This window comes from Mycobacterium marseillense (assembly GCF_010731675.1).
Lineage (GTDB): Bacteria > Actinomycetota > Actinomycetes > Mycobacteriales > Mycobacteriaceae > Mycobacterium > Mycobacterium marseillense.
The window spans coordinates 4665620-4680769 of sequence record NZ_AP022584.1 but is presented as its reverse complement, the minus strand read 5'-3'; the positions used below and the strand labels follow the sequence as shown (position 1 = coordinate 4680769).

Here is a 15150-nt window from a genome sequence, read left to right as displayed (position 1 = left end):
AAATGCTCAGAGGGCAGCCAATTTCCGGCATCGGCTTTCGATGTGCAAGCGGCGGCCTCGCTCACGCCAGTCCTCCGTTCCGTTGCGTGAGTTGGCGCTTCAACACGCGGGGCTCCTCGTCTTGAAGCGTCCGGCGATTATGACTCATGCTGCGTCCGGGCGGAGCGAAAAGTGAATAAGCGTTATGCGACATCGCGTGGTCGGCTCCGTGCCGCAACGCACATGCGGCCCAACGGAAGCGACGATCGAATCGAACATGTGAGGGCTAGCTCCAGTCCCGGTAGTACTCAAGTGACGGCGCCGGCCGTCTTGAGCTCGATGATGCGGTCCCAATCAAGTCCGAGTTCCATCAATATTTCGTCGGTCTGCTCAGCGAACCCGGGGGCCGGTCCGGTCTGCGGCGCTGCGACGTCGAACTGTACCGGGTTGGCCACCAACTCGAGCTCACCCGCTTGCACCATGTACTCGTTCGAGCGGATCTGCGCGTCGTCGACGGCTTGCAGGGTGTCCTGCACCGGCGCCCACGGCCCGGACAGCGTGGCGAAGCGTTCGCTCCACTCGGCAAGGGTGCGCGTTGCGATGGCCTTGGTCAGAAGTTCCACCGCGTCCGCCGTATTGGCGGCGATGTCCTCCACCGTCGCGAAGCGCGGATCGTCGGCCAGCTCCGGGAGGTCGACGTGGTGGCACACGTCAGCCCAGAACTTGGTGGGCTGCATCATCACGAAGGAGATGTAGCGGCCGTCCGACGTCGTGTATAGCCCCACCAGTGGATTGTTGGGAGCGCCGTGCACGCCAGGCGGGGGCGCCTCGAGCCGCTGGCCCAGATGCTTTGTCAGCGCGACGGTATGCCCCATCGACCACAGCCCGCTGCCCAGCAGCGACACATCGACGACGGACGGTTCGCCGGTGCGCTCACGTTTGAGCAGCGCGGCCGCGATCCCGCCGGCGAGGTTCGTGCCCGAGATGGTGTCGCCGTAGGCGGGGCCCGGCGGCGCGATCATCCCCGGCATTCCCACCGGGGTGATGGTCGCCGCGGTTCCGGCGCGGCACCAGAACGCGGTCATGTCGTAGCCGCCCTTTTCCGACTCGGTGCCACGCGGGCCGAGCGCGCTGCCGCGGGCGTAGACGATGGTCGGATTGACCGTACGGATGTCGTCGACGTCGATGCCGAACTTCTTCCGATGAGCGGGAAGAAAGCTTGTCAGGAACACATCGGCGCGACGGGCCAGTTCGTAGAGCACTTCCTTGCCCTCGGGCACCGACATGTCCAGGCCGATGCTGCGCTTGCCGCGGTTGGCGTGCTCGATGTTGGGGTTGGGATCGCCTTCGACGCGCAACATCCCGGTCTGCCGGAGCCCGCGCTGCGGGTCGCCGGTCACCGCGTGCTCGACTTTGACCACGTCGGCGCCCCATTCGGCAAGCACCGCGCCCGCCGACGGGACGAACCCGTACATGGCGACTTCCAGGACCCGGATGCCCTCGAGCGGCTTCATGCGCCGGCCCCATTGGCCATCGCCGCGGGAACGGCAAAGGTCTTGCGCTCCAAGAACTCTTCCAACCCGGCTACCCCCATCTCGCGGCCGACGCCCGACTGCTTGAAGCCCCCGAACGGGCTGTCGGCGCCGAAGTAGTTGCCGCCGTTGATCGAAAACGATCCGGTCCGGATCCGGCGCGCCACCGCCAGCGCCCGGTCCTGGTCGCGACTGAACACCGCGCCCGCCAGGCCGTAGATCGAATTGTTGGCGATGCGCACCGCGTCGTCGTCATCGTCGAAGGCGATCACCACGAGCACCGGCCCGAAGACCTCGTCTTGCGCGATCTCGCTGTCGGGATCGACGTTGGTGAGCAGCGTCGGCGCATAGAAGAAGCCAGGGTCGAGGCGCTTGCCACCGGTGACCAGGGTCGCCCCGGCGGCCACGGCGCGCTGAACCATACCGTCGACTTTCTCGCGCTGCCGTTCGTTGATCAGCGGCCCCATGTAGGTCTTGGGGTCGGCCGGGTCGCCATGACTCACCTTGGCGAAGTTCTGGGCGATGAGGTCGACAATTTCGTCGTGGTGCTTTCGGGGCACCAGGAGCCGGGACGTGAGCGCGCACCCCTGGCCCGCGTGGGTGACCATGCTGAAGGCCGCGAACAGTGCCGCGTTGGCGAAGTCGGCGTCGTCGAGCATGATCGCCGCCGACTTGCCGCCCAGCTCCAGGAAGACGCGCTTGACGGTCTCGCTGGACGCGGCCATGATCTTGCGCCCGACATCGGTCGATCCGGTGAAGGTGATGACGTCGACGTCCGGGCTCGTGGTCAGGGCGACACCGGAAGCGGGATCCGACGAACTGAGCACGTTGACCACGCCGGCGGGAATGTCGGTGTGGTTGGCGATCAGCTCGCCGAGCGCCAAGGTGACCAGCGGCGTGTCCGGCGCTCCCTTGAGCACGACCGTGCATCCCGCGGCCAGCGCCGGTGCCAGCTTGGCGAGCGCGAGCTGGTTCGGATAGTTGTAGGCGATGATGGCGCCCACCACTCCGGCGGCTTCTTTCTCCACCCAGCGGTGGTGGCGCATGCCCCGCGATTCCCGTTCGCCGAGGTTCTCGGAGAACTGATAGGTGCGCAGCAAGTCCGCGTAGAAGCGCACGATGCCGATCGGCTCGTCGAGCTGAGCACCTTGGGTCAGCGCGCGCGTGGCGCCGACTTCGGCGATGGTGAGCTCACGCAACTCGTCGGCGTGCTCGACGAGCGCGCGGTGCAGTTGGTCGAGGCAGCGGAGGCGCAACTCGACATCGGTGGGCCAGTCGGTGCTGTCGAACGCGTGCCGCGCTGCCGCGATCGCGGCTTTGGCCTCCTCGACCCCGGCGTCCGGAGCGTGCCCGATGACCGCGCCCGTCGCGGGGTTGATCGAAGGGAAGGCCTTGCCGGTGGCGACGAGCCTGCCGTCGATCAACAAACGGCGATCTGCGCCCGACTCAGGCGCGGCATCCGCGATGGTCGCTGTGGACCCAACGGCGGGTTCTGCCGTGTCCTGGGCAGGCATGCCGGTACCCCCTCGTGTGGTGACGATCACGATAATTTCATTCTCTTCCCCGGCGAATCTTACATTCGAGTTTCGATAATTCAAGAAAGTCTCAGGAATGAGATCGAGGTGCTGACCAGCGGCGCAAACGCCTAGAAGTTGCCCCTGCGGCGCTCCCGGCGCAGGCCGAACACGGTTTCGCGGGCGTGTTGCACGCCACTCCGCGAGGAGAGTAGGGTTCTCATAATTGTAAGGGAGATTCTTTGTGGCTGAAATGGCCCCCGTCGGAGTAGAGGCCTCAACATGAAGACTGCGGTGGTCACCGGTGGCGGATCCGGCATCGGGCTTGCCGTCGTGCAACGCCTGCGCGCCGACGGCTTGAACGTCGCCACCATCGACTTGCGGGCGTCGGACGCCGACTTCACCTTCACCGCCGACGTGACCGACCGCTCGCAAGTGGATGCCGCGCTGTCGGCCATCCGCGCCCAACTCGGACCGGTGACCGTTCTGGTCAACGCCGCCGGACTCGATGGCTTCAAGAAGTTCCACAACATCACCTTCGAGGACTGGCGGCGGGTGATCGACGTCAACCTCAACGGCGTCTTCCACACCGTGCAAGCGGTGCTGCCCGACATGGTCGAGGCCGGGTGGGGACGCATCGTCAATATCTCTTCGTCGAGCACGCATTCCGGCGCCCCCTACATGAGTCACTACGTGGCGGCCAAGTCGGCGGTCAACGGCCTCACGAAGTCGCTGGCGCTCGAGTACGGACCCAAGGGCATCACGGTCAACGCCGTGCCGCCCGGCTTCATCGACACCCCGATGCTGCGCGCCGCGGAGAAGAACGGCTTTCTCGGCGACATCGATGAGACCATCGCCCGGACCCCGGTCCGCCGCATCGGCACACCCGAGGACATCGCCGCGGCATGCGCGTTCCTGGTGTCCGAGGAAGCCGGCTACATCACCGGTCAGATCTTGGGCGTCAACGGCGGTCGTAACACCTGAGCGGTGGCGATTCGTCGACGGTGCCCGGCAAACCAGCATCAGGTGAGAGGAGACAGCCGTGAAGGTTTGGGTGGATTCAGAACGATGCCAGGGGCATACCCTGTGCGCGATGATCGCTCCGGATTCGTTTCAGCTCAGCGACATCGACGGCAGCTCGTCGGCGATCGACGAGGTGGTGCCCGCCGATCGGGAGGACCAGGTTCGTGAAGCGGCGCAGTCCTGCCCGGAGCAGGCGATCATGATCACCGAAGACTGACTGAGCCGACACCGAAGTCTTTAGCAGCGAAACACCGAGGGAGACAGAGCGTTGAGTGTCGACGACGTCGTCAACGACGGCGACCGCAAGAAGAACCGATACCACTTCGATCGGCATTCTTCCGAGTACCGGTCGCAGTTCAAGACGATCACCGAAGAGATGCACGCCAAGTGCCCCATGGCCTGGACGGAAACCTATGGCGGCCACTGGGTGGCAGCCGGCAGCCACGAGGTCTTCGAGCTGGCGCGCTGCCCCGCGGTCTCCAACGACCACGACCTCCACGGCGAACGCCGTGGCTATAAAGGTATTTCGATCCCCACGGCCAGCCGCGTCAGCGCGGTTCGCGGCGGCATCCTGGAAATGGACGACCCCGAGCACCGCACCTACCGGACCGTGCTCAACCCGTATCTGTCCCCGGCCGCGATCAAGCGGTGGGAGCCGTTCATCGACGACGTGACCCGCGCCTGCCTCGACGAGAAGATCGAGGGTGGCAGCATCGACTTCGTCGACGACCTCGCCAACATCGTGCCCGCCGTCTTCACCCTCGCCATGCTCGGCATCCCGCTGAAGAAGTGGAACATGTACAGCGAGCCGGTGCACGCCGCGGTCTACACGCCCGAGCACTCCCCCGACATCGAGCGCGTCACCGCGATGCACCGGGAGATGGGGCTCGACATGGTCAACAACATGATCGAGATCCGCGCGAACCCGCGGCCAGGCATCGTCAACGGCCTGCTCGAGATGCGCATCGACGGTGAGCCCGCACCGGAGCTGGAGATCCTCGGCAACCTCGGGTTGGTCATCGGCGGTGGCTTCGACACCACCACCGCCCTGACCGCCCACTCGCTGGAATGGCTTTCGGAGCACCCGCAGCAACGGCAGCTGCTCAGCGATGAGCGCAAAACTCTGCTCGACCCCGCGACCGAAGAGTTCCTGCGCTTCTTCACCCCGGCGCCCGGGGACGGCAGGACCTTCTCCGACGACACCGAACTCGACGGCACCCAGTTCAAAGAGGGCGAGCGGCTGTGGATCTCGTGGGCGATGGCCAACCGCGACCCCTCGGTGTTCCACGACCCGGACGAGATCATCCTCGACCGTAAAGGTAACCGGCACTTCAGCTTTGGGCTGGGTGTCCACCGGTGCATCGGGTCGAATGTGGCACGCACGGTGTTCAAATCCATGCTCACCGCGGTCCTCGACCGGATGCCCGACTACAAGTGCGATCCCGAGGGGACCGTCCACTACGAGACGATCGGTGTCATCCAGGGCATGCGCAAGCTGCCGGCCACCTTCACGCCCGGTCGCAAGGTCGGGGCCGGCCTGGACGAGACACTCGAAAAGCTCCAACGCATCTGCGACGAGCAAGAGCTCGCCCTTCCGATCACCGAACGCAAGGAAGCCGCCGTCATCGACTAGGCAGGACCGGCCGGATCAGGGCGTTGACGGCCGCAATTTTTCCGAGTAGGCCTGTGCAGCGTGACCGCCCCCTATATTTGGGCCGGAGCGTGTACGGAGATGGGAGACGCAACGGTGAAGCGATTCGCAATGAGCCTTGCGCTTGCCATGGCCGCGCTGACCATGACGCCGACGGCCCACGCGGACATGCTGTATGCCAACTACAGCGTGAACTCGGACCGGGATCCCGGCCATTTCTGGGTTTGGTCGATCAACCCGTGCTTCCCTAATCAGCCCGGATGCCTGCAGATATACGCGACCCCGCAGCCCAACGGGCAGGCGACGGTCTACCGGGGAGAGGCCCGCCTGTCCAACGGCCGCTACACCATGGCCGTTGACGTGCCCGACGGTGTGCGCTGCGTGGTCCAGTTCTTTCCCTCGCACGACGTTTACTCGTGGGATGCGGTGACGCTGACGGGTCAGGTCGACTCGACGTTCGACACGGGCTGCGGTGGCGCACCGGGGGGCACCAACAGTTGGCCGTTCTCGCTCGTGCGATTCTAGCCGCGTGAGAGGTACAGGAGTCAGTAAGCACGATGGCTGAGGCCAAAGAACCGCCGCGCGATTCGGCCAGCTCGAAAGCCGATGCGAGGGCATTGCTCGAGGAAGCCGAGGCCGAAGCAGCCGAGGCCGAAGCGCTGGCCGCCGCGGCGCGGGCTCGCGCCCGTGCCGCCAGGCTCCGGCGCGAGGCGCTGGCCGAAGCCGAAGCCGAGAAAGAGGCCCAGAAAGCGGCTGAGGCAAAGGCCGCCGAGGAGGAGTCCTCGGACGCCCAAGAAACGGTAGCCGCCGACGAGGAAGCACCCGCCGGCGCCGAGGCAAAGGCCAACGAGGACGTCGCCGACACCGCCGACGCCGACGAGGCGGAGACCGACAAAGATGAGGTCTCCGACGAAACCCCCGAAGGTGCGGAACCAGAATCCGAGCCGGCCCGCTCACGACGACGCTTGCGCCTCCCGTCGTTGTCCGTGACGTGGAAAGCAGCCGTCATCCTGCTCATCTGCGCCTTCGTCGCGGCCAGCGGATACATGATGTGGAACCGCCATCAAGTCAACGAACGCAACCAGCGCGCCGCGAACTTCATCGCCGGAGCCAGGCAGGGTGTCGTCAACCTGACGTCCATGGATTTCAACAAGGCCAAGGAGGACGTCCAGCGGGTGATCGACAGCTCGACCGGCCAGTTCCACGACGACTTCCAGGCGCGCGCAAAAGATTTCACGACCGTCGTCGAGCAGTCCAAAGTGGTTACCCAGGGCACCGTGAATGCGGCGGCCGTGCAATCCATGAACGGGGATGCCGCGTTGGTTCTCGTCGCCGCGACATCGCACATCACCAACGCCGCGGGCGCCAAGGACGAACCCCGCAATTGGCGGCTCAAGGTGACCATCAAAAACGATGGCGGGCAATACAAGATGTCCAACGTGGAGTTCATCCCATGAGCGAGGACGAGCCCACCATCGACACTGCCGACGACACCGCCGAACAAACCGAGCGCAGCGAAACCAGTGCCCCGCGCCCGCGGCGCAGGGTGAAAATCGTTCCGGTTGTTCTGATTGTGCTGCTGCTGCTTTCCGGTGGCTGGGCGGCGTGGCTGTACTTCAAGCAGTACCGGCCCGACAAACAGACCGATGCCAGCGTCGCGAGCGCGGTCGTCAATGCGGCGTCCGACGGGACGGTCGCGCTGCTCTCCTACTCACCCGATTCTCTTGACAAAGACTTCGCCGCCGCCAAGTCGCACCTGTCCGGCGACTTCCTGTCGTACTACAACCAGTTCACCGAACAGATCGTGGCTCCGGCAGCCAAGCAGAAGTCACTGAAAACCAACGCTCGGGTGCTGGGGGCCGCGGTTCAGGAGTTGCATCCGAATTCGGCCGTCGTGCTGGTGCTGGTCGATCAGAGCACCACGAGCAAGGACAACCCCGACCCGGCGATGGCCTCCAGCAGCGTGCTGGTGAGCCTGAGCCAGGTCAACGGCAAGTGGCTGATCACCAAATTCGATCCCGTCTAGACGGTCGGTTGGGCTCGCGGTTGCGGCGCCGTGTCATCGAGTGTGATTCCGCGGCGTTGACTCTGCGCTGAGACCAGGACACGCCACCGGCCGCCACGCTCAAAGCCGTGGCGTCACATGCTGCGGCGCCCCCCAGCCGCACGCCAAGAATCCACCAAGGATTCGCCGAGCGCGGCATTCGATCCTTTTCCCACGCAGCTTTCAGGGCTGGCAGCTGAGAGGAGGAATCGCGATGTCGCCACTGGGCAACCACATATCTCTGATGCACGGTTGGGTGCCGATCACGGCCCAGGTCGTCGCCCCGCTTTCGCTGGCACTGGCCGCCGGATGGCGCTCGCGCCGCTGGCGGCTGCTCTCGCTGCCGATCGCGGCCGCCGTCGGGGTCATGGCGGCCGTCGGGGCGCACCGTTGCCTCGGCGCGCCGGTGCCGCGGGCACTGTATGTGTGGATGGCATTGGCCGGCATGGCCGCGGCGGTCCTGGTCCTGGGCTGGCGCGGTGCGCGTTGGTGGCGGCGCGGCCTGTCGATCCTGGCGGTTCCGCTGTGTGCGCTCTGCTCGCTGCTGGTCCTCAACCAATGGGTCGGCTATTTCCAGACGGTGCAGAGCGCGTGGAATCACTTCACCTCCGTTCCGCTGCCCGACCAAACCGACAAGGCCACCGTCGCCACGCTCGCGGCGAAAGGCGCCAAGCCGCCCCACGGCAGCCTCGTGCCGGTGACGATCCCCGCAGACGCGTCGCACTTCCAGCACCGCGAGGAACTCGTGTACCTGCCGCCGGCGTGGTTCGCCAGCTACCCGCCACCGCAGCTGCCGTCGGTGATGATGATCGGCGGCGTGATCAATACGCCCGCCGACTGGGTGCGCGCCGGCAATGCCGTGGACACCATCGACGCCTTCGCGGCCACACATGGCGGCAACGCGCCGGTGCTGGTGTTCGCGGACCCGGGCGGGGCGTTCGACAACGACACCGAATGCGTTAACGGCAGCCGGGGCAACGCCGCCGACCACCTCACCAAAGACGTTGTGCCCTATGTGGTCTCGAACTTCGGAGTCAGCCCGGACCCGTCCCGCTGGGGCGTCGTCGGCTGGTCGATGGGCGGAACATGCGCGGTCAACCTGACCGTCCGGCACCCCACCCAGTTCAGCGCGTTTGTCGACATCGAGGGCGACCTGACCCCGAACACCGGAACCAAGGAACAGACCATCGCCGATCTGTTCGGCGGGAACGCCGAAGCGTGGGCGGAGTTCGATCCGACGACGGTGATCAACCGCCACGGCCATTACACCGGGGTCTCCGGTTGGTTCGCGATCTCCTCGGGCGGTACACCGACGCCACGACGCGACATCACCACCATCGATTCCGCCGCAATGGCTCTCGCGAGCCGCGGCGCCGCCACCGACCCGACCAACCAGTCCGCGGCCGCCGCGTCCCTGTGCGCCCTCGGCCGCGCGAAGGGCATCGACTGCGCAGTGGTCGCCCAGAGCGGAAAACACGACTGGCCGACCGCCGGCACGGCCTTCGCCACCGCGTTGCCGTGGCTGGCCGGTCAGCTGGACACGCCGGATGCACCCCGGATCCCGTTGCCCAGCAAGACGTCTGGGCGGACCCTTTGATGCGCGCGCTAGCCGCGCGGGAGGCCGAGCACCCGCTGGGCGATGATGTTGCGCTGGATTTCCGACGTGCCGCCGGCGATGGTCCCGGAAAAGCTGCGGGCGAAGCGCTCAAACCAGCTGGAGAAGTAGTGATCGAGGTTCATGTGCGCATACGGCCCGGTCTGGCCCGGATGGATGAGCCCCTCGGCGCCCGCCGAGGTCAGCGCCAATTCCATTCCACGCAACTCCGCTTCGGAACCGAGCAGCTTGAGCACCGAGATCGCGGCCACATCGTCGTCGCCGCGGGCGGTGCGGGCCAGCGCGGCCGAGCCCAACAGGCGTAACGCCTGCCGGTCCATGATCGTCGTGGCGAACTGGTCGCGCTCGACGTCGGTAGCGGGGCGGAAGTCGTCGATCATGTTCTCGAGGCGGTCCGCGAAGCCCAGCCACATCATGGTGCGCTCGTGGCCCAGCGAACCGTTGGCCACCATCCATCCCTGGTTGAGTTCCCCGACCAGGTTCTCGGCCGGCACCCGCGCGTCGGTGAAGAAAACCTCGTTGAAGTCCGTGTCGTCGATCGAGCAAATCGACGGGAAGGGCCGGCGCACGACACCGGGGGTGTCGGTGGGGATGACCAACGCGCTGATTCCCTTGTGCTTGGGCGCATCTGGGTCCGTCCGCACGAAGGTCAACAAGAAGTCGGCGTCGTGGGCCCCCGACGTCCACACCTTCTGCCCGTTGACGACGAAGTGATCACCGTCGAGCACCGCGCGGGTGCGCAGCGATGCCAGGTCAGAACCCGCGCTGGGCTCGCTCATCCCCAGCGACGCGGTCATCTCGGCGCGCAGGACGGGCACGGCCCAACGCTGCTTCTGCTCGTCGCTGCCGAACGACAATAGCGATGCCGCAACGATATTCACGCCCTGCGGGTTGAAGCTGTGATAGATCCGGCGGCGGCTCAGTTCCTCCAGGTAGACGAACTGCTGCAGCACCGTCGCGTTGCGGCCGCCGAATTCCGGCGGCTGGCTCGGCAACAACCAGCCGTTGTCGAAGAGCAGCCGCTGCCAACGACGAGCCCACTCCGGCATGTGCGAAACCGATCGCGGGCGCTCGTTCGTTTCGCTTGCCGGAGGCAGGTTTTCGTCGAGGAAGGCCGAAAACTCGGACCGGAACGCCTCGACGTCGGGATCAAAAGTCAGCTGCACGATATTCCTCAGCGATCCGGGCCCGATGCTCCGCCGCGCCGCCCAGCATGAGTTCGCCCGCTTTCGCGCGCTTGAGCGCGAACTGCAGGTCGTTCTCCCACGTGAATCCCATGGCGCCGTGCAGCTGTAAGCCATGGCGGAAGACCAGCGACTGGCACTCGCCCGCCGAGGCCTTGGCCATCGCGGCCGCCAGCCGGCGGCGGGGATCGTCGGCCGCGATCGTCAATGCGGCGAAGTACGCCAACGCCCTTGCCCGTTGCACCGCGACGTGCATGTCGGCGGCCTTGTGCTGCACCGCCTGGAACGAGCCGATCGGCACCCCGAACTGCTGGCGGCTACCCACGTGCTCGAGCACCAGGTCGAGGATGCGTTGGCAGGCGCCGACCATGGTGATTGCCATGCCCGTCAACGCAATATGGTGCGCGCGCTCGTGGTCGACGGTGAGCCGGGCGGTGTCGGGGACCCGGACCTCGCCGAACGACAGGTCGGCCACGTGCAGCACGGGGTCGAAGACCGCCGAGCGCCGGGCCGACACCTGGCTGGACGCGACGATGAACACGCCCGCGTCGGTCACCACCGCCAGCTGGTCGACGCGGTCGCCGTCGAGCACATGGCGCGCCGTTCCGTCCAACACCCAACCTTCGGCGTCGCGGTAGGCCACCACCCCGCCGTACACCGCCGTGCCCGACTCGTGCGGGTCGAAGCGATCCGCCACCAGCGGCGCGAACTGGCTCATCGTCGCCAGGAACGGTGTGGGGTCCGTCGCGCGGCCCAGCTCTTCGAGAACGATGGCGAGCTCGACCGTGCTCTCCGGGTCGTTCAGCTCGGTCCAACCCTGATCCACGTAGGACTTCCACAGGGGGCTCGGGTCGACGCCTTCTTCGGCCACACTGCGCACCAGCGAGGGCGGGCACTGCTTGGTGACGGCCTCGCGCACCGTGTCCTGCCACAGTCGCTGATCAGCATCGAACTCCAACAGCATCCGCGCCGCCTCTCGTCGTGACTGTCACGGCGAGAATATCATTCTCGGTTGCGGAAGTAATAATCTCTGAATCCGGGCATGGGCTCACCGGACGACGCGTGACGAGCCGAATTGCTCCCGCACCTAGCCGCTGGTCAGCAACCCCTCGGCGGCGCCGTCCCAGCGGTCGAGGTTCACGAACTCGGCCAGCGGGCGGCGGCGCAGCGGCCCGTGATTGCCTTTGGGCCATCCGACCACGATGTGGCCGGCGACCATCCAGCCCTCGGGGATACCGACGGCGTCGCGCAGCAGTTGCTCGCCGCCATAGGAGGCCCAGCTGGTCATGCAGGCTCCGAGTCCCTGGGCGCGGGCGGCCAGCAGAAAGTTCTGCATGGCGGGGAAGATCGAACCGCCGAGCAGCAGTTCCGACGCCGTCGGGTAATGCGCCTGCGTGAACAACACCGACGTGAATTCACCGGCGCGGTCGTGCAATTCGTAGGTCGCACGGTAGGTCCGGGCGCGACGGCTGTCGTCGGCGTCGGCGGGCCGGCTCATTCCGTAGACCGGCTCGATCACCTCCAGCGCATGGGCGGCGGCCTTGGCCACCACGGCGCGCTGCTCGGGCGAGCGCAGCACCACGAAACGCCAGCCCTGGGCATTGGCACCCGAGGGCGCCCACCGTGCCGCCTCGAGGCACCGCGTCAGGGTCGCGTCGTCCACCGGTTCGTCGGTGAAGCGCCGGATCGTTCGGGCGGTCGCCATCACTTCCCAGACGTCAGCGCTTGCTCCGGTCATCGCTTCTCCTCAACGCCGAGGGTCGTTCCACTCGTATTTCTGTCCATCGCAAGTGAATTGGGCGATGGTGGCCTGCCGCCGGGTACGACGAGGCGAGCGGGCAGGTCGGTGTGAACCTCGACTGTAGACCTCGCGGAGACGGCGCGGTGCAAGACTGCGCTCAGGCAACTGGAGCTCAGCGGCGCCCTCGGCAACCACCGAGGGCCGCCGCACTCGGAGTGGAGGAGGAAGGCATTGGATCGCGAAACGTATGACCGGGGGCGGCAAATCCGCTCCGACGTGCTGGGCGCGGAGTACGTCGACCGCGCGCTGGCCGGGGCAAACGACTTCACCAAGCCCCTACAGGATCTCGTGACCGAGTACTGCTGGGGCGCCGTGTGGGGCCGCGAGGAGCTGCCGCGCAAGACCCGCAGCATGCTCAACCTGGCGATGATCTCGGTGCTCAATCGGCCCAACGAATTACGGATGCACGTCAAGGCGGCGCTGACCAACGGTGTCTCCCGCGAGGAGATCCGCGAGATCTTTCTGCAGGTGGCCATTTACGGCGGCGTGCCGGCGGCCGTCGACAGCTTTCGCATCGCGGGCGAGGCGTTCGCCGAGCTGGACCGAGGCTAGGGGGCATCATGGAAGTCGGGTTCATCGGGTTGGGAAACATGGGCTTTCCCATGGCATGCCGCCTTATTCAGGAAAAGCACGACGTCGTCGCGTTCGACACGCGCGGCTCGGCGCTCGAGCGCATCGTCGCGCTGGGGGCGCGCCCGGCGTCGTCGCCCAAAGAGGTCGCCGATCGCGCCGACACGGTGCTGGCCAGCCTGCCCACGCCGGGCGTATCGCTGGAGGTGGCCACCGGGCCGGCGGGCGTGATCGAGGGCGAACGGATCAAGCGCTATGTCGACTTGTCCACTGTCGGCAGCCAAATGGCGATGCAGATCCACGACCTGCTCGCCGAACAGAGCATCGCGCGGATCGACAGCCCGGTCAGCGGCGGGGTGGGCGGCGCCGAGAAGGGGACGCTGGCGCTCATGGTGTCCGGCCCGCGCGACGAATTCGACGCCGTCCGAAGGATCCTCGAAGCCCTCGGCCGGCCCGTGTATGTCGGGGACAAACCCGGCTCCGCGCAGACGATGAAGCTGGCCAACAACATCTTGGCGGCCACCGTCTTGGCCGCGACGGCCGAAGTGGTCGTCATGGGAGTCAAAGCGGGGCTCGATCCGGGCGTGATGATCGAGGTGCTCAACGCGGGGTCGGGCGCGACGAGCGCAAGCCGCGACAAGTTTCCCCGCGCGATCCTGCCGCGCACCTTCGACTACGGCTTTGCCACCGGCCTGATGGTCAAGGATGTGCGTCTGTACCTCGACGAGGCGAGGTCGCTCGGCGTGCCGGCCGAGGTTGCGGAGACGACCGCCCGGCTGTGGGAGGCCGTCGCCCGCGACGAAGGGCCCGATTCCGATTTCACGACGGTGATCAAACCGCTCGAGAGGGCCGCGGGCGTCACGGTGGGCCCGTCCCCGGCCTAGCCCGCGCGGCGCAGACCTCGCGGATCGTATCCCTGAACAACCCGGAGAATGGTATTATCCGTAATGAAGAACGACACTTGCCCGGGAGCCCACAAAAAGCCCGCTACCAGCTATAACGACTAAACGGAATGCTTACCGAAAACCTATTGATTGAGCGCTCAGCAAAATGTTAGATTGGCTATTCACATGACCTCGCACGGCTCGCTGTTGGCCGCCGGAGCCGAAGGGTTGCTCTCGTGATCACACACGCTGACGGGACAAGCACACCGCTGATCGACGCGAGCGTGCACATCTTCTTCCCGTCGAATAAGGCGCTGCGGAAAACCCTCCGCGAACCGTTCAAGAGTCGCGGCTTCCCCGACTACGAGATGGACTGGTACGGGGCCCCCGGTGGCGAGTACGCGCCCAACACCGAGGGACCCGACCGGCAGTACCCCGGATCGGATCCGGAATTCGTTGCTGCTGAACTGTTTACGAAACGCGGGGTCGACGTCGCGGTCCTGCATCCGATGGCTCGTGGCATCATGCCGGACCGGCACCTGGGCAGCGCGCTGCACGCCGCGCACAACGAAATGATGGTGTCCAACTGGCTGGAGTCCAGCGAGTTCGGCGACCGGTTCCGCGGCACCATCCGGGTGAATCCCGACGACATCCCCGGCGCTTTGCGCGAGATCGAGCGATGGCGTTCTCATCCGCGCGTGGTTCAGATCGGCGTCCCGCTGCAGTCCCGCGAGCTGTACGGCAAGCCGCAGTTCTGGCCCATCTGGGAAGCGGCGGTCGATGCCGGGCTTCCCGTCGCCGCGCATATCGAGGTCGGGTCGGGCATCGCGTTTGCGCCGACGCCGTCGGGGAACACCCGGACCTACGAGCAGTACGTCAGCTTCATGGCGCTGAACTACCTGTATCACCTGATGAACATGATCGCCGAGGGAGTTTTCGAGCGGTTCGACGGCCTCAAGTTCGTGTGGGGCGATGGCGCCGCCGACTTCGTGACGCCGTTCATCTGGCGGATGGACACGTTCGGCCGGCCGCACCTGGAGCAGACGCCGTGGTCACCGCGGATCCCCAGCGACTACCTGCCCGGTCACGTGTATTTCGTCCAGGGCAGCCTCGACGGCCCCGGCGACGTGGAGTTCGCCGGCGAATGGTTCGGCTTCACCGGCAAGGACGACATGGTGATGTTCGGCTCCAGCTATCCACACTGGCAGTGTGGCGATATCACGAAGCTGCCCAGCGCTCTTTCCGCCGAACAACGCGAGAAGTTGTGCTGGCGTAATGCGGCGCAGCTCTACGGCATAGACATACCCGCCGGGGTGGGCGCACAGTAGAAGTACGACGTGAGACACAGGAGTT

The 15150-nt window shown here is 66.2% G+C and carries 15 protein-coding genes; 10 read left to right on the top strand and 5 right to left on the bottom strand.

Annotated elements, in window-relative coordinates:
- Window positions 1-287: 287 nt before the first annotated feature.
- Together G6N26_RS21910 and G6N26_RS21905 are read right to left on the bottom strand one after the other, a co-directional pair.
- The gene (locus tag G6N26_RS21910; protein WP_067165298.1) at window positions 288-1493 is read right to left on the bottom strand and encodes a CaiB/BaiF CoA transferase family protein; all 1206 of its coding nucleotides are present in this window, start codon (window positions 1491-1493) and stop codon (window positions 288-290) included.
- Window positions 1490-3055, bottom strand: coding sequence for an aldehyde dehydrogenase family protein (locus tag G6N26_RS21905; protein WP_139799080.1), 1566 nt, complete (start codon window positions 3053-3055; stop codon window positions 1490-1492). Before G6N26_RS21905 ends, G6N26_RS21910 begins: the two co-directional genes overlap by 4 nt.
- A 252-nt stretch (window positions 3056-3307) precedes the next feature.
- Here G6N26_RS21905 and G6N26_RS21900 point away from each other — a divergent pair, with 252 nt between their 5' ends.
- The 7 genes from G6N26_RS21900 (at window position 3308) to G6N26_RS21870 (ending at window position 9340) form a co-directional block, all read left to right on the top strand.
- The gene (locus G6N26_RS21900; protein WP_083015046.1) at window positions 3308-4009 is read left to right on the top strand and encodes an SDR family NAD(P)-dependent oxidoreductase; all 702 of its coding nucleotides are present in this window, start codon (window positions 3308-3310) and stop codon (window positions 4007-4009) included.
- A 58-nt stretch (window positions 4010-4067) separates the two neighbouring features.
- Window positions 4068-4265: a ferredoxin gene (locus tag G6N26_RS21895; RefSeq protein ID WP_067165309.1), complete on the top strand. Its 198-nt coding sequence runs from the start codon at window positions 4068-4070 to the stop codon at window positions 4263-4265.
- 51 nt (window positions 4266-4316) lie between these two features.
- Window positions 4317-5681, top strand: a complete 1365-nt coding sequence (locus tag G6N26_RS21890; protein ID WP_067165313.1) for a cytochrome P450 — start codon at window positions 4317-4319, stop codon at window positions 5679-5681.
- Between the two features lie 99 nt (window positions 5682-5780).
- Window positions 5781-6224, top strand: a complete 444-nt coding sequence (locus G6N26_RS21885; protein WP_179960247.1) for a hypothetical protein — start codon at window positions 5781-5783, stop codon at window positions 6222-6224.
- 32 nt (window positions 6225-6256) lie between these two features.
- Window positions 6257-7156 (top strand): hypothetical protein, encoded by a 900-nt coding sequence (locus tag G6N26_RS21880; RefSeq protein WP_067165319.1) that lies wholly within the window; start codon window positions 6257-6259, stop codon window positions 7154-7156.
- Window positions 7153-7725: a hypothetical protein gene (locus tag G6N26_RS21875; RefSeq protein ID WP_083015043.1), complete on the top strand. Its 573-nt coding sequence runs from the start codon at window positions 7153-7155 to the stop codon at window positions 7723-7725. Before G6N26_RS21880 ends, G6N26_RS21875 begins: the two co-directional genes overlap by 4 nt.
- Window positions 7726-7957: 232 nt before the next feature.
- Window positions 7958-9340 carry an alpha/beta hydrolase gene (locus tag G6N26_RS21870; RefSeq protein WP_083015040.1) on the top strand — a complete coding sequence of 461 codons (1383 nt, stop codon included), beginning with the start codon at window positions 7958-7960 and terminating at the stop codon, window positions 9338-9340.
- Window positions 9341-9348: 8 nt separating this feature from the next.
- Here G6N26_RS21870 and G6N26_RS21865 read toward each other — a convergent pair whose 3' ends face one another.
- The 3 genes from G6N26_RS21865 to G6N26_RS21855 all read right to left on the bottom strand — a co-directional run bounded on the left by G6N26_RS21865 (window position 9349) and on the right by G6N26_RS21855 (window position 12280).
- Window positions 9349-10524: an acyl-CoA dehydrogenase family protein gene (locus tag G6N26_RS21865; RefSeq protein WP_067165328.1), complete on the bottom strand. Its 1176-nt coding sequence runs from the start codon at window positions 10522-10524 to the stop codon at window positions 9349-9351.
- The gene (locus tag G6N26_RS21860; RefSeq protein ID WP_083015037.1) at window positions 10508-11506 is read right to left on the bottom strand and encodes an acyl-CoA dehydrogenase family protein; all 999 of its coding nucleotides are present in this window, start codon (window positions 11504-11506) and stop codon (window positions 10508-10510) included. The genes G6N26_RS21865 and G6N26_RS21860 overlap by 17 nt, the downstream gene beginning before the upstream one ends.
- A 123-nt stretch (window positions 11507-11629) precedes the next feature.
- The gene (locus G6N26_RS21855) at window positions 11630-12280 is read right to left on the bottom strand and encodes a nitroreductase family protein (protein ID WP_083015033.1); all 651 of its coding nucleotides are present in this window, start codon (window positions 12278-12280) and stop codon (window positions 11630-11632) included.
- 234 nt (window positions 12281-12514) lie between these two features.
- Between G6N26_RS21855 and G6N26_RS21850 the strand changes: the two genes are divergently transcribed.
- The 3 genes from G6N26_RS21850 to G6N26_RS21840 all read left to right on the top strand — a co-directional run bounded on the left by G6N26_RS21850 (window position 12515) and on the right by G6N26_RS21840 (window position 15125).
- Entirely contained in the window at window positions 12515-12895 is a 381-nt protein-coding gene (locus G6N26_RS21850; RefSeq protein WP_067165338.1) for a carboxymuconolactone decarboxylase family protein, read from the top strand.
- Window positions 12896-12903: 8 nt separating this feature from the next.
- Window positions 12904-13797, top strand: coding sequence for an NAD(P)-dependent oxidoreductase (locus tag G6N26_RS21845; RefSeq protein WP_067165341.1), 894 nt, complete (start codon window positions 12904-12906; stop codon window positions 13795-13797).
- 236 nt (window positions 13798-14033) lie between these two features.
- A complete protein-coding gene (locus G6N26_RS21840; protein WP_067165345.1) occupies window positions 14034-15125 on the top strand; it encodes an amidohydrolase family protein in 1092 nt (363 codons plus the stop codon).
- Window positions 15126-15150 lie beyond the last annotated feature (25 nt).